Here is a 12,880-nt window from a genome sequence, read left to right as displayed (position 1 = left end):
CTCAATGAAACTCTTCGGTTCCAGCGGCACCCGCGGCGTGGTGGGTGAGAGCCTCACCCCGGAGTTCGTCCTCCGCGTCGCCAAGGCCGCCGGCACGGTCTGGAACGCGGACCGGGTCGCCATCGCACGGGACACCCGGACGACGGGTGAGATGTTCGTCAACGCCGCCGAGTCCGGGCTGGCGAGCGTCGGCGTCGACGTGGACGACCTCGGCGTCGTCCCCACTCCCGCCGCGGTCCGCTACTGCGAGACCGAGACCGTTCCGGGCGTCGTCATCACGGCCTCGCACAACCCGCCGGAGTTCAACGGCGTCAAACTCGTCGGCGACGACGGCGTCGAACTCGCCGTCGAGGAGTTAGAGCGCATCGAAGACCACATCCTCGCCGAGGAGTTCGACGTGGCCGAGTGGGACGCCGTCGGGAGCGTCCGGTCGGTCGAGACCGCGAACGACGGCTACCGCGAGGACCTCCTCGCCAACGTCGACCGCGAGAAGATCGCCGCCGCGAACCTCACGGTCGCGCTCGACCCCGGCCACGGTGCCGGGTCGCTCGTCACGCCCGACTTCCTCCGCGAACTCGGCTGCGAGGTCCGCACCGTCAACGCCCAACCCGACGGCCACTTCCCCGGCCGCCAGTCCGAACCGGTCCCCGAGAACCTCCGCGACCTCGAACGTCTCGTCCGCGCGACCGACGCCGACGTGGGAATCGCCCACGACGGCGACGCCGACCGGGCCGTCTTCGTGAACGAGCGCGGCGAGTGCATCTCCGGCGAGGCGTCGCTTGCCGCCCTCGCGGCCGCCGCCCTCGAACCGGGCGACGCGACCGTCTCCGCCGTGAACGTCTCCCAGCGGCTCGTCGACGTCTGCGAGGCGGTCGGTGCCGACCTCGAACTCACGCCCATCGGCGCGACGAACCTCATCACCCGCGTCCGCGAACTCTGGCGCGAGGGGCGGAACGTCCCCGTCGCGGGCGAGGGCAACGGAGGGGTGTTCTACCCCAACTACCGCCTCGTCCGCGACGGCGCGTACATCGCGGCGAAGTTCCTCGAACTCGTCGCCGAGCGCCCGCCGAGCGAACTCGTCGCCCCGTATCAGGACTACTACAACGTCCGCATCAATCTCGAATACGACGAGGAAGCCGAGCTGACGGCGATGCTCAACGCCGCCGCCGACTACGCCGAATCGGCCGACGCGACCCCGAACACGACCGACGGCTACCGCCTCGACTACGGCGACGCGTGGGTGCTCGTCCGCCCCTCCGGGACCGAGCCGAAGGTCCGCGTCTACGCCGAAGGTCGCTCCGAGGAGCGCGCGAGCGAACTCGCCGAGGACGCCGCCGACGCGCTCCGACACGCGGTTGCGACGCTGTAACTCGACCGCAGAACCGACCGAAAAGAACCTCTTTTCACGCGCCGCTCACAGGCTAATCGCCGCGAACAGGAGCGCCAGCGCGCCGAACACCAGAAGCATGAAGCCGCGTTCGAGGTCGTCGCCGTCGAGTTCGTCGTCCGGCGGGTCCTCGCGGGTCGGGTCGAGGACGAACTCCGGGTCGTCGGAGCGGGCGACCCGGCGGGCGGCCGCGGCGCTCTTGAGCAGTCGGCCGCCGAGGGCGAAACAGGTCAGCCCAACGACGATGGCGACCACCGAAATCGGACTGACGTTCACCATCGGCCCGCGACCGCGGTCATCGGTCGGTCGCCACGGGGGTCGCCGTGGTCGTCGCGCCGGTCGCGCCCGTCATCGGTCGGCTCGCATCGGTCACTCGTCGTCGTAGACCGCGTCGGGGTCGAAGACGCGCTCGCCGACGTGCTCGCCCTCGACGGTGCGGTAGAAACACGACCGGTGGCCGGTGTGGCACGCGCCGCCGGTCTGGTCGACGAGGTACAGCAGGGTGTCGGCGTCGCAGTCGACGCGGACCTCCCGAATCTCCTGTGTGTGGCCGCTCGAAGCACCCTTCTCCCAGAGTTCGTCGCGGCTCCGCGAGTAGTAGTGCGCCCGGCCCGTCTCGACGGTTCGGTCGAGCGCCTCGGGCGAGACGTACGCCAGCATGAGCACCTCTCCGGAGTCGGCGTCCTGCGCCACGGCGGGGACGAGGCCGTCCTCGCCGAAGTCGACATCGACGGTCATGGTTCGGGCCACGCGGTGGCGGGGGTTATCTCTTGTGCGTCGCCGCGCGGGAGGCGCGCCCGACCCGACTCTCCGCGAGTTCTCAGACGATGCCGAGCGCGCCGAGGACGCCGAAGAGGACGTCGCCGTAGACGAACGCGACGACGAGGCCGACGAACATGGGGACGAGAAACGGGATGCCCGGGGAAATCCACACCGACTCGCGGGTCGCCGCGAGTTCCAGTCCGCCGCGGAGTTTCTCGGGCGACGTGCCGTAGGCGGTGCCCTCGATGCTGTCGAGGAACCGGGCCGCGCCCCACGGGTCGTCGGACGGGGCGTCCGCGTCCCCGTCGCCGGGGGCGTCTCCTCCGCCGGCGGTGTCTCCGTCGCCGGCGTCCGCGGCCGCGTCGTCGCCGTCGAAATCGGCCGACGCGCCGCCGTCGGTCGCCGCGCGGTGGACCGCGCCGTCCGTCGGGTCGAACGTCTCGTCGATGCTGTCGGGGTCGCGGAGCGTGTCCGGGTTCGAACGCAGGTCCGAGAGCGTCAGGCCGCGCCAGCGCAGGTACATCCGGAGCGCGTCGAGGTCGAGGCCGTTCCGCGTGACGCCCTCGGGCGACTCGAACAGGCGGCCGTGGGCCGTCGAGAGCGACGCCACGGGGACGCGGCGGCCGACGAACGAGATGGGGAACTCGAACTCGCCGTCGGCGAGGTTCCGGGCGGCGAGGAAAAGCGGGTAGGCGAGGCCGACGATGACCGTGTTCGTGAGAACCGTCATCGAGAAGACGCCGAGGCGGGTGGCGGCCAGCGGGAACTCCGTCCCGGCGAGGGTGTAGCTGGGGAACGTCGGGAGCAGGACGGCGAACACCATGAGCGCCTTCGCGTCCGCGCCGCCGAAGCCGCCGAGCCGCCAGAACAGGTACGAAAGCGGGACGACGAGACAGACGCTCACGCCGACGCGAATCAGATAGAGCCGGTCGAAGACGGTCTCGGGCGGGAGGTGGCCGACCAGTTCCCACGCGAGCAGGACGAGACCCAGCGCGGCCAGCGGATACCAGACGACGTTGGGGACGCGCCGCGTGCGGACGTCGCGTACCGCGGTCCACGCGAGAATGGGGAGCACCGCCAACCGCAGGAGGTCGGGGAGCGTGCCGATACCGAACATACCCGCAGACTGGGGGCAGGGGAGTTAGGTGTTCGGGACGGGTATCAATCCTGAAACCGACCCCGCCGACGGGTCAGAACGCCGCGAGTTCCACGAAGCCGACGAGTCGAACCGAAATCGAGAACAGCGCCAGCGCGGCCGCGGGGACCCACACCGACTCCGCGCGGGCGTAGCCGAAGGCGGCGACGCCGAACGCGAGCGCCCGTAGGAGGTGCTCGACGCCGCCGGGGAACTCGGCGAAGACGGTCCCGAAGGCGACGAGACCGAGCAGTCCGAAGGCGAACAGGGGAGCGAGCGCCGGCCGCGAGACGGGGCGGAGCGACCGCTCGACCGCGCTTCGGTACGTCACGCCGGCGGCGACGCAGCCGCAGACGGTAGCGACGAGGAGAAGGGAGACGGTGGCGACACGCCACGGTTTCGGGAAGACGACCAGCGTGAAGGCGGCGTCGCGGAGCACCGAGCGAAAGAACGTCACGAGCGCGGCCGTCGCGGCGACCGCGCGAGCGGGCGAGAGGCCGACCCGCGACGAGCCGAGGTCGAACACGACCGCGACGAGGAGCCCGAACCCGAGCCCCGCGAGCGCCGCGTCTTCGGCGGCCCGAACCGCCGCCGTTGCGACCGACGCCTCGGGGTGGTACGTCCACCCGACGAGCGCGGCGTACGAGGCGTCGAAGCCGACCGCGAGGAGGGCGCTCGTGGCGACGACGGCGAGCCCCGGCGCGAGGGCCGTCGCCAGCGCGTCGGCGAGTCGGGACCGCTCGGGCGGGCCGAACCGGAGCGAGACGCCGCGATAGCTCGCGTATGCGAGCGTCGGAATCGCGAGTCCGGCGACGTCCGGCGACGAGAGCGCGCCGACTATCGGGACGCCGCGGAGCCTGAGCGCGACCCAGTAGCTGACCGCGCTCGCCACCGCGAGACAGGCGAGAAACAGTCCGAGCCGTCCGAGTTCGGTCGCTTCGGACGGAAGCGAGCGGTCAGAACGGAGTTCCCGGGCGACGGTCGTGAGACTCGACACGAGCGAAGCGACCGCGTCGCGGGACAAATCGCTGTCGGCCTCGCAGTTCACGGGGCGGACAAACGGCGTAGCCGCTGGTCACGGGTCGGCGCGTCGAAAGAAATGTGCGGGTGAGCGCCTCAGATGACGCGGTTCTGCAGGTAGTCGAGGTGCTTCGCGTTGTAGACGATCTTGACCTCGTCCTCGATGGGCGAACCGATGCAGGTGAGACGGACGTTCTTGTCGTTGACCTCCTCGTCGGAGAGGATCTGCTGCATGTCCATCTCGATTTCGCCCTCTTTCAGGATGGCCGCACAGTTCGCGCAGGCACCTGCGCGGCAGCTGAAGGGCCAGTCGTAGCCCTGGGCCTCGGCGGCTTCAAGGATGTACTCGCCCTGGTTGACTTCCATCTCACCGTAGTCTTCGGCGTCGAGACCGGCGTCGGCCGCCTCTTCGAAGAGGTTGTCGTCGTCGAGGTCCCAGCCGTTGTCGTCGAGAACTTCGTAGTTGAGGTAGGTTACCGTGGGCATCGACAGAGGATTCGAAGGCCACCCCATTAGACTTTGCTGTTCCGTGCGCCGAATTCGACCCGTACCGGGGCGATGGCCGCCCGTTTGTTTCATTGTTGACCGTGATGGTTTCGGAACGGCCGGCGGGTCGGGCGAGCGCTTCAGATAATGTCAGCCGAGAACAACGCGTACGACGCGATGGCCGAAAGCGAGGGCGTGAGCATCCAGAAGAAGATGACGCGCCCGGTCGTGCCGGGGTCGAACAGGTCCTGCGCGGAGAGTTCGTCCGGCGCTTCCTCGCCCATCTTCGGCACCTCGTCCTCGCGTTCGACGGTGAGCGCGTTGACCGAGACCGGCGGGGCCTCGCCGCCGCTCAGGGCCTCCCCGAGGGTGACGGTACGGGTCGCCCGACCCCAGCCGAGACCGACGATGCACATCGTCGCGCTCACGGCGAGGCTGGCGGGGATGCCGATGGCCGACAGGAAGGAGATGAGCGACGCGCTCACCGTCTCGACGATGAGCGCCGCGAGGATGGGCAGTTGCGTGAGGTCGTTGCCGACCGTGTCGAGCGTCCGGCGGGCGATGGTGAACGCGCCGAGGCCGATAGCGCCGCCGGCGACGAGGATGCCGGTGTTCATTTCGAGCGCGCCGTTGCCGACGAGCGGGGCGACCGCGTTGGCGACGTTCGACGCGCCCGCGGAGAACGCCATGTAACAGGCGACGACGACGACGAGCACGGTGCTCCCGAACTCCCGGTATGTCGTGTTCGGCCCGAGTCGCGGCCGCGGGACGCCGCCGTCGCGGTCGAGCGCGACGAGCGCGCCGGGGCTTCGGTCGAGTTTGAGCCACGCGTCGAGGTAGGGGTAGACGTACCGCCCGATGACCGCGCAGACCCAGAAGGCGATGACGGGCGCGACGATCCACCACGAGATGATTTCGAGCATCACGCCGGCGTCGAGCGACCCGTGGGCGAGACCGAGGCCCGCGATGGCCCCGACGGCCGTCATCGACGTGGACGCGGGGACGCCGAAGGTGTTGGAGACCAACAGCGCGAAGCCGACGAAAAAGAGGACGGCGACGCTCGCCGCGAGGGTGAACTCGCTTTGCGGGACGATTTCACCGCCCATCTTGGCGACGACTTCCCGGCCGAGGGTCCACCCGCCGAGGAGCGCGAACCCGGTCATCAGGGCCGCGGCGGCGAGCTTTCCGAGCACGTCGCTCCCGACCGCGGGGCCGAAGGCGACCCCCGTTGACGAGCCGCCGATGTTGAACCCGACGAACACTGCCACCAGGAGACCGACGAAGAGGAGTGCTTCTACCACGGAGGTACCTACTGACGCGGGAATAAAAGGAACGGCGGTCGGTCGCCGACCCACTCGCCGCCGCCGACGACGCCGACCCGCCGGCCGGGAACGACTCCACCGAGGCGAGGCGAGCCGACTCAGTTCGACGCGGCGCGAATCGCCTGGTCGAGGTCGTCGATGATGTCGTCGACGTCCTCGATGCCGACCGACAGGCGGACCATGTCGGGCGTGACGCCCGCGGCGGCCTGCTCGTCCTCGGTGAGTTGCTGGTGCGTCGTGGACGACGGGTGGATGACGAGCGTCTTCGCGTCGCCGACGTTGGCGAGGAGCGACGCGAGTTCGACGTTGTTGACGGTGCCCTTGGCGGCCTCGTAGCCGTCGGTGAGGCCGAAGGTAATCATGCCGCCGTAGCCGCCGTCGAGGTACTTCGCCGCTTCCTCGTGGGTCTCGTGGGATTCGAGGCCGGGGTAGTTCACCCACGACACCTTCTCGTGGTCGTCTAAGAACTCCGCGACGGCCTGGGCATTCTCGCAGTGCGCGCGCATCCGAAGCGGGAGCGATTCGAGCTTTTCGAGCGTCTGCCACGCGTCGAACGGCGACTGGGCGTTGCCGAGGTCGCGCAGGCCGCGGGCGATGGCGGCGTAGGTGAAGCCGGCGGGACCGAACGTCTCGTCGAAGTTGACGCCGTGGTACGCCGGGTTCGGCTTGGCGATTTCGGGGTAGTCGTCGGCGTACTCGTCCCACGGGAAGGTCCCGCCGTCGACGAGGATGCCGCCGATGGTCGTGCCGGCCCCGTGAATCCACTTCGTCGTGGACTGCCAGACGAGGTCCGCGCCGTGTTCGATGGGGTTGCAGAGGTACGGCGTGGCGAACGTGTTGTCCACGAACAGCGGCGTCCCGTGGTCGTGGGCGACCTCGGCGATGGCCTCGATGTCGGGCGTCACGAGCGCCGGGTTGCCGATGGTTTCGAGGTGGACGAAGGCGGTGTCGTCGTCGATGGCCTCCTCGTAGGCGTCCACGTCGAGGGTGTCGACGAACCGGGTCGTGACGCCGCGGCGCTCGACGGTGTGGGTGAGGTAGGTGTAGGTCCCGCCGTACAGCGACGACGCGGAGACGATGTTGTCGCCGGCCGAGGCGAGCAGGAAGGTGGCGAGGTCGAACGCGGCCATCCCGGACGACGTGGCGACCGCGCCCACGCCGCCTTCGAGCGAGGCGAGGCGCTCCTGCAGCATCCCGACGGTCGGGTTCATCAGCCGCGAGTAGATGTGGCCCGGCTTTTCGAGGGCGAACTGCGCGGCGGCGTCGGCGGCGTCCTCGAAGACGTACGAGGTGGTCTGGTACAGCGGCGGCGCGCGCGCGCCCGTCGCCGAGTCGGGGCTCTGTCCGGCGTGGAGGCTCCGCGTGTGGAAGCCCGGGTTGTCGTCGCTCATACCTCGACCGTCGAAGCGGACGGGCGTAAATCGCGGTGGCGGTCGCAATTCCCGCCGGGTTCTGCGACGCGGTACCGTCCCGCAGAAGAAGCCCCCGAGAACCGGGGGTACCCTCGATTCGACGCCCGCGTCTCAGCGCGAGAACAGCGAGGAGTGAACGGGCGCGAAGTCCTCGTCGTCGTCGGATTCCCCGCCGTCGGTCGCGGTGTCGGTCACCGCGCGGCCCGCGACGCCCTCGTCGACGAAATCGCCGAGCGGCGGCCCGACCTTCTCGGGTTCGACGAGGAAGGCGTCGTGGCCGTGGTCGGACTCGACGACGTGGTGGGCGACCGGCACGTCGACGCGGCGGAACGCGCCCGCCAGCGACTCCGACTGCTCGGTCGTGAAGTGCCAGTCGCCGGTAAACGAGACGAGGAGCGACTCGCCTTCGAAGGCGGCGAGGGCGGCCGCGTCGGACTCGTAACCCTCCGAGAGGTCGAAGTCGTCCATGGCGCGCGTGAGATACAGATACGCGTTGGCGTCGAACCGCTCGGCGAACTTCTCGGCCTGGTAGTCGAGGTAGGACTCGACCTCGCGGTACGGGAAGAACGCGGCTGCAGGGTCCGAGGGGAAGGCGTCGCCGCGGTCGCCGCGGCCCGCGGAGCGCCGGCCGAACTTGCGCTCCATCGAGTCCTTCGAGAGGTACATCAGGTGGCCGAGTTGGCGGGCGAGGCCGAGGCCCGCGTCGGGCGACGGGCGCTCTTCGCCGTAGTAGTCGCCGCCGTTCCAGTTCGGGTCCGAGGTGATGGCGCGGCGGGCGACGGCGTCGATGCCGAGACACTGCGAGTCGAGGCGGGCCGCCGAGGCGACGACGGCGAGGCGCTCCACGTCGTCGGGGAACTGCACGGCCCAGTCGAGGGCGTTCATGCCGCCGACGGAGCCGCCGACGACGGCGTGTAAGCGGCCGACGCCGAGGTGGTCGAGCAGGCGGCGCTGCGCGCGGGTCCAGTCGTGGACGGTGACCGGCGGGAAGTCGGTCCCCCACGGCTCGCCGTCGGGGCCCTCGCTCGCCGGGCCGCTCGTGCCGTAACACGACCCCGGGACGTTCACGCAGATGACGTAGTAGTCGTTGGTGTCGAGCGCCTTGCCCGGCCCGACGATGTCACCCCACCACGCGCGGGCCTGCCCGGAGACGCCCGACTCGGTGCCGTGGCCGGCGACGTGCTGGCTCCCGGTGAGGCCGTGGCAGACGAGGACCGCGTTCTGCCCGTCGAACTCGCCGTAAGCCTCGTAGGCGACCTTGAGGTCCGGCAGTATCTCGCCCGACTCGAACTCGTGTTCGCCGATGTCGACGACATCGGATTCGACCCGGCGACCGGGCGTGGTTCGCGTGCGGCTCATCGCTCCTCCGAGCCCCCATCGGCCTGCCGACGAAGGGCGCGTTCGATTGCCTGATCGAGGTCGGCGATGACGTCGGCGGCGTCCTCGATGCCGACGGACAACCGGAGCATGTCGGGCGCGACGCCCGCGGCGCGCTGTTCGTCCATCGAGAGCTGGGCGTGCGTGGTCGACGCGGGATGGATGAGAAGCGTCTTCGCGTCGCCGATGTTGGCGAGGAAGCTCACGAGGTCCACCGACTCGCAGACGGTCTTTGCGGCCCCGTAGGCCGCCTCGTCGTCCGCGCCGTCGAGGCCGAAGGTGACCATGCCGGCGTAGCCGCCCTGCAGGTACTCGGTCGCGAGGTCGTGGGTCTCGTGGTCCTCGAAGCCGGGGTAGGTGACCCACGCGACGCCGTCGCGGTCGCGGAGGAACTCGGCGACCCGGCGGGCGTTCTCGCAGTGGGCGCGCATCCGGAGCGCGAGCGTCTCGACGCCCTGCAGAGTCTGCCACGCATCGAACGGCGACTGGCAACTGCCGGTGCTCCTGACGGCGCGCTGGCGGACGGCCTCGGCGAAGGCGCGCTCGCCGAACCGCTCGACGAAGTCGACGCCGAAGGCGGGGTTCTCGCCCGAAAGCTCGTCGTAGTCGGCCGCGTCCCACGGGAAGGTGCCGCCGTCGACGACGACGCCGCCAACGGTCGTACCGGAGCCGTGGAGCCACTTGGTCGTGGACTCCCAGACGATGTCCGCGCCGTGTTCGATGGGCCGACAGAGCGCGGGCGTGGCGAACGTGTTGTCCACGACGAGCGGGACGCGGTGCTCGTGGGCGACCTCGGCGATGGCCTCGAAATCGGGCGTCTTCAGCGAGGGGTTCGCCACCGTCTCGACGTGGACGAAGGCGGTGTCCTCGTCGATGGCCGCCTCGTAGGCGTCCACGTCGAGCGTCTCGACGGTCCGGGATTCGATGCCGCGTCTGACGGCGGTCTTCGAGAAGTACGAGGCCGTGCCGCCGTACATGTCCTCCGAGAGGACGACGTTGTCGCCGACGGACGCGAGGACGGTCGTGAGCGCGTCGAGCGCGCCCATGCCCGAGGCGGTGGCGACCGCGTCGACGCCCGCTTCGAGGGCGGCGAGGCGGCGTTCGAGGATGCGGGTCGTCGGGTTGGAGATGCGGGAGTAGACGTCGCCGTCGGCTTCGAGGGCGTACAGGTCCGCGGCGTGGTCCGCGTCGTCGAAGACGTACGACGTGGTCTGATAGAGCGGCGGGGCGCGGGCCCCTGTCGCCGGGTCCGGGTCCTGTCCGGCGTGGAGGCCGAGCGTGCGGAAGCCTCGATTCATGTATCAGGTGCATAATCTTGGACGGAGGAATAACCGTCAGTTACGGCAAGCGTTGCCCGTGGTTGCGGCCGGGACGCGGCGGCCGGCCCGGGGGAGAGCGCAGAGGAAACGAGGCGGTCCGCGTCGGAGAGTAACTTGCATACCTCGGCGGCGCGAGAGGGGAACTAACGCATGAAGTGTCTCCGGGCCCACTTCGACGCCGAGGAAAACCCGTTCGGGAGCCCGTACGACGTGTTCGCGGTCGACGGCCGCCACCCGTGCGGGGAGCTTCGCGACCTGCGGCTCCGGCCCGACGGGACCGTGGTCGAACTCTGCGTCCTCGAAGACGTGCCGCCGGACATCGAGGCGCGACTGGCCGACCACCCCGATATCGTCGACTTCGACGCCGACGAGACGGCCGACGGCGGCGTCGTCTGCCACGTCCATCTCGTCCCCGACGACGCCGTGCGGCGATTGCTCGAACTCGTCGACGAACACGACCTGCTTTTGGACATGCCGATTCGGCTCACCCGCGACGGCGTCGTCGTCAACGTCCTCGGGAGCCACGCGCAACTCACGGGCGCGGTCACGTCACTCCCCGACTCGCTCACAGACGCGTTCTGCGTGGACGGCCTCTCGGACTACGAGCCGGTCCGCGGCGGCGTCCGCGCGGACCTCACCGCCCGCCAGCGCGAAGTGCTCGACGCCGCCGTCGAGCGCGGCTACTACGACATCCCGCGCCGGGTGTCGGTCGAGGAACTCGCCGCCGAACTCGACTGCTCGCAGAGCACCGTCTCGGAACACCTCCGGAAGGTCGAGTCGCGCGTGATGAACCGCCTCGGGTGACCCCGTCGTCGTCGCGTCACCGACTTGGTGGGCCACTATATAAAGGGCCGGCGGGCATCGGCAGTAGCGCCATCCCGGTTCCGCCCGTATCTCTATCCATGTCAGAAGCCACGCAAGGCAGTCGAGAACGACCGCCGAGTCCCCCGTCGAAGCCCGTGGTTCACCACACCCTCCGGTACGCGGACGACCCGCTGGCGTTCATCACCGGAGTCGCCCGCGAGTACGGTCCGGTCGCCGAGTACGACATCGGGGGCATCTCCTTCTACCAACTGAGCGACCCCGAACTCGTCGAGCACGTCCTCGTCCAGGAGAACCAGCGGTACATCAAAGGCGGGCTGTTCCAAGAGTCGCTCGGGACGGTCCTCGGCGACGGTCTGCTCACCAGCGAAGGCGAGTTCTGGCGGCGGCAGCGCCACCTGATGCAGCCGGCGTTCCTCCCGCAGATGCTCCGGCGCTACAGCGACGTGATGGTCGAGTACACGGAGCGCATGCTGTCGTCGTGGGAGGACGGCGAGACGCGCGACATCCACGAGGACATGATGAGCCTCACCGTCGAAATCGCCGCGAAGACGCTGTTCGACGTGGACATCCGCGAGGAGGAGTCCGCCGTCGGCGACGCCCTCGAAACGGTCATGGACTACTCGTCGACCTCGATGAAGCGCCCGGTGGACGTGCCGCGGTGGGTCCCCACCCCGCGTAACCGCCGGTACCAGCGGGCGCTGGACGACCTCACCGAGGTCGTCGGTCGCATCGTGGCGGAGCACCGCGAGAACGACCCCGACCCCGAGGCCAACGACGTCGTCTCGCTCCTGTTGACGTTCCGCGACGACGACGGCGAGCCCCTGCCGGACGAGCAGATACGCGACGAGCTCGTGACCATCCTCCTCGCCGGCCACGAGACGACCGTGCTGGCGCTCACCTACACGCTCCACCTCCTCGGGACGAACCCGGAGCAGGCGGCGACGCTCCGCGAGGAACTCGACGCCGTCCTCGGCGGCGAACGCCCCGGCTTCGACGACCTCGACGACCTGACCTACACCGAGCAGGTCGTCAAGGAGGGGATGCGCGTCTACCCGCCGGTGTGGGAACTCATCCGCGAGGCCGCCGAACCCGACACCGTCGGCGGCTACCGCGTCGAACCCGGTCAGACCGTCGCGGTCCAGCAGTGGGTCCTCCACCGCGACCCGCGGTTCTACGACGACCCCCTCGACTTCCGGCCGAGTCGGTGGACGAAGGACTTCGAACGCGACCTCCCGAAGTACGCGTACTTCCCGTTCGGCGGCGGCCCGCGCCGGTGTATCGGCGACCGCTTCGCCATGCTGGAAGCGCGCCTCGCGTTGGCGACGATTGCCCAGTCGTGGACGGTCGACCCGACCCACGACCTCTCGTTCGACCCCTCGATTACGCTCCGTCCCGAGGGCTCGGTCGAGATGGTCGTGAACCGCAGGTGAGCGTCGGCGCGGGTCGCGTCGGTCGGTTCCCCGCAGTCTCAGCGCGCTTCGGCCTCGCCAACACGCTTATTCTCCGAGGCCGTGGACGCGTTCCATGGCCGGAGACTTCCTCCTCGTCGCCGCCGTCTTTCTCGCATTCGGCCTCCCCGCGGCGGCGTTCCCCTACCGCGTGTCGAAACTCGGCGAGCGGGTCGACGCCATCGGGAGCAAGACCCCGAAAGACGAGGTCGAACCCGCCGAGTGGAACGTGACGCTCACGCGGTTCGGCGGGGTCTTCATGTCCGCGCTCGGGGTCGCCTACCTGTTCGCGTGACGCGGGTCGGCACGAGCCGTCGCCGCCGGCCGCACCGGTCGACTCGCCGTCGCCCCGGAGCGTTTACCCGCCGTCCGGCCGACACCCGAACC

13 protein-coding genes are annotated in these 12,880 nt (G+C 69.8%); 4 read left to right on the top strand and 9 right to left on the bottom strand.

The genetic code is table 11. The features are described from left to right. Positions 1-4 precede the first annotated feature (4 nt). The gene (glmM, locus tag FY251_RS06050; protein ID WP_148413896.1) at positions 5-1,369 is read left to right on the top strand and encodes a phosphoglucosamine mutase; all 1,365 of its coding nucleotides are present in this window, start codon (positions 5-7) and stop codon (positions 1,367-1,369) included. Positions 1,370-1,414: 45 nt separating this feature from the next. Here the strand turns inward: glmM and FY251_RS06045 are convergent, their stop codons facing one another. The 9 genes from FY251_RS06045 to FY251_RS06005 all read right to left on the bottom strand — a co-directional run bounded on the left by FY251_RS06045 (position 1,415) and on the right by FY251_RS06005 (position 10,199). Next, positions 1,415-1,666, bottom strand: coding sequence for a hypothetical protein (locus FY251_RS06045; protein ID WP_148413895.1), 252 nt, complete (start codon positions 1,664-1,666; stop codon positions 1,415-1,417). Between the two features lie 90 nt (positions 1,667-1,756). Further along, the gene (gene hisI / locus FY251_RS06040; RefSeq protein ID WP_089777098.1) at positions 1,757-2,125 is read right to left on the bottom strand and encodes a phosphoribosyl-AMP cyclohydrolase; all 369 of its coding nucleotides are present in this window, start codon (positions 2,123-2,125) and stop codon (positions 1,757-1,759) included. Positions 2,126-2,207: 82 nt separating this feature from the next. After that, positions 2,208-3,266 carry an A24 family peptidase gene (locus FY251_RS06035; protein WP_148413894.1) on the bottom strand — a complete coding sequence of 353 codons (1,059 nt, stop codon included), beginning with the start codon at positions 3,264-3,266 and terminating at the stop codon, positions 2,208-2,210. A 73-nt stretch (positions 3,267-3,339) separates the two neighbouring features. Further along, positions 3,340-4,281 (bottom strand): hypothetical protein, encoded by a 942-nt coding sequence (locus FY251_RS06030; RefSeq protein ID WP_148413893.1) that lies wholly within the window; start codon positions 4,279-4,281, stop codon positions 3,340-3,342. A gap of 119 nt (positions 4,282-4,400) precedes the next feature. Further along, on the bottom strand, positions 4,401-4,790 hold the full coding sequence (gene fer, locus FY251_RS06025) for a ferredoxin Fer (protein ID WP_089777101.1): 390 nt from the start codon (positions 4,788-4,790) through the stop codon (positions 4,401-4,403). Positions 4,791-4,930: 140 nt separating this feature from the next. Continuing rightward, positions 4,931-6,052: an inorganic phosphate transporter gene (locus FY251_RS06020; RefSeq protein ID WP_187367355.1), complete on the bottom strand. Its 1,122-nt coding sequence runs from the start codon at positions 6,050-6,052 to the stop codon at positions 4,931-4,933. Between the two features lie 158 nt (positions 6,053-6,210). Then, positions 6,211-7,503 (bottom strand): O-acetylhomoserine aminocarboxypropyltransferase/cysteine synthase family protein, encoded by a 1,293-nt coding sequence (locus FY251_RS06015; RefSeq protein WP_148413891.1) that lies wholly within the window; start codon positions 7,501-7,503, stop codon positions 6,211-6,213. Positions 7,504-7,635: 132 nt separating this feature from the next. After that, positions 7,636-8,883, bottom strand: a complete 1,248-nt coding sequence (gene metX / locus FY251_RS06010; protein ID WP_148413890.1) for a homoserine O-acetyltransferase — start codon at positions 8,881-8,883, stop codon at positions 7,636-7,638. Then, complete coding sequence (locus tag FY251_RS06005; RefSeq protein ID WP_148413889.1) at positions 8,880-10,199, bottom strand: O-acetylhomoserine aminocarboxypropyltransferase/cysteine synthase family protein; 1,320 nt, start codon at positions 10,197-10,199, stop codon at positions 8,880-8,882. The genes metX and FY251_RS06005 overlap by 4 nt, the downstream gene beginning before the upstream one ends. 171 nt (positions 10,200-10,370) lie before the next feature. Here FY251_RS06005 and FY251_RS06000 point away from each other — a divergent pair, with 171 nt between their 5' ends. From FY251_RS06000 to FY251_RS05990, 3 genes are all read left to right on the top strand, one after another. Next, positions 10,371-11,024 (top strand): helix-turn-helix domain-containing protein, encoded by a 654-nt coding sequence (locus FY251_RS06000; protein ID WP_148413888.1) that lies wholly within the window; start codon positions 10,371-10,373, stop codon positions 11,022-11,024. A gap of 98 nt (positions 11,025-11,122) precedes the next feature. Next, complete coding sequence (locus FY251_RS05995) at positions 11,123-12,475, top strand: cytochrome P450 (protein WP_148413887.1); 1,353 nt, start codon at positions 11,123-11,125, stop codon at positions 12,473-12,475. Between the two features lie 94 nt (positions 12,476-12,569). Next, on the top strand, positions 12,570-12,788 hold the full coding sequence (locus tag FY251_RS05990; RefSeq protein WP_148413886.1) for a hypothetical protein: 219 nt from the start codon (positions 12,570-12,572) through the stop codon (positions 12,786-12,788). The last annotated feature ends 92 nt before the right edge of the window (positions 12,789-12,880 follow it).

It is taken from the genome of Haloferax sp. KTX1, assembly GCF_902410085.1.
In the GTDB taxonomy this organism is placed as follows: Archaea; Halobacteriota; Halobacteria; order Halobacteriales; family Haloferacaceae; genus Haloferax; species Haloferax massiliensis.
Note: the sequence above shows the minus strand (reverse complement) of the source record. Positions and strands in the feature narration are given on the sequence as shown.

Excerpts from the sequence above, each read along its gene's own strand:
- glmM (WP_148413896.1), top strand. The coding sequence starts at position 5 with ATGAAACTCTTCGGTTCCAGCGGCACCCGCGGCGTGGTGGGTGAGAGC.
- FY251_RS06045 (WP_148413895.1), bottom strand. The coding sequence starts at position 1,666 with ATGGTGAACGTCAGTCCGATTTCGGTGGTCGCCATCGTCGTTGGGCTG.
- hisI (WP_089777098.1), bottom strand. The coding sequence starts at position 2,125 with ATGACCGTCGATGTCGACTTCGGCGAGGACGGCCTCGTCCCCGCCGTG.
- FY251_RS06035 (WP_148413894.1), bottom strand. The coding sequence starts at position 3,266 with ATGTTCGGTATCGGCACGCTCCCCGACCTCCTGCGGTTGGCGGTGCTC.
- fer (WP_089777101.1), bottom strand. The coding sequence starts at position 4,790 with ATGCCCACGGTAACCTACCTCAACTACGAAGTTCTCGACGACAACGGC.
- FY251_RS06015 (WP_148413891.1), bottom strand. The coding sequence starts at position 7,503 with ATGAGCGACGACAACCCGGGCTTCCACACGCGGAGCCTCCACGCCGGA.
- metX (WP_148413890.1), bottom strand. The coding sequence starts at position 8,883 with ATGAGCCGCACGCGAACCACGCCCGGTCGCCGGGTCGAATCCGATGTC.
- FY251_RS06005 (WP_148413889.1), bottom strand. The coding sequence starts at position 10,199 with ATGAATCGAGGCTTCCGCACGCTCGGCCTCCACGCCGGACAGGACCCG.
- FY251_RS06000 (WP_148413888.1), top strand. The coding sequence starts at position 10,371 with ATGAAGTGTCTCCGGGCCCACTTCGACGCCGAGGAAAACCCGTTCGGG.
- FY251_RS05995 (WP_148413887.1), top strand. The coding sequence starts at position 11,123 with ATGTCAGAAGCCACGCAAGGCAGTCGAGAACGACCGCCGAGTCCCCCG.
- FY251_RS05990 (WP_148413886.1), top strand. The coding sequence starts at position 12,570 with ATGGCCGGAGACTTCCTCCTCGTCGCCGCCGTCTTTCTCGCATTCGGC.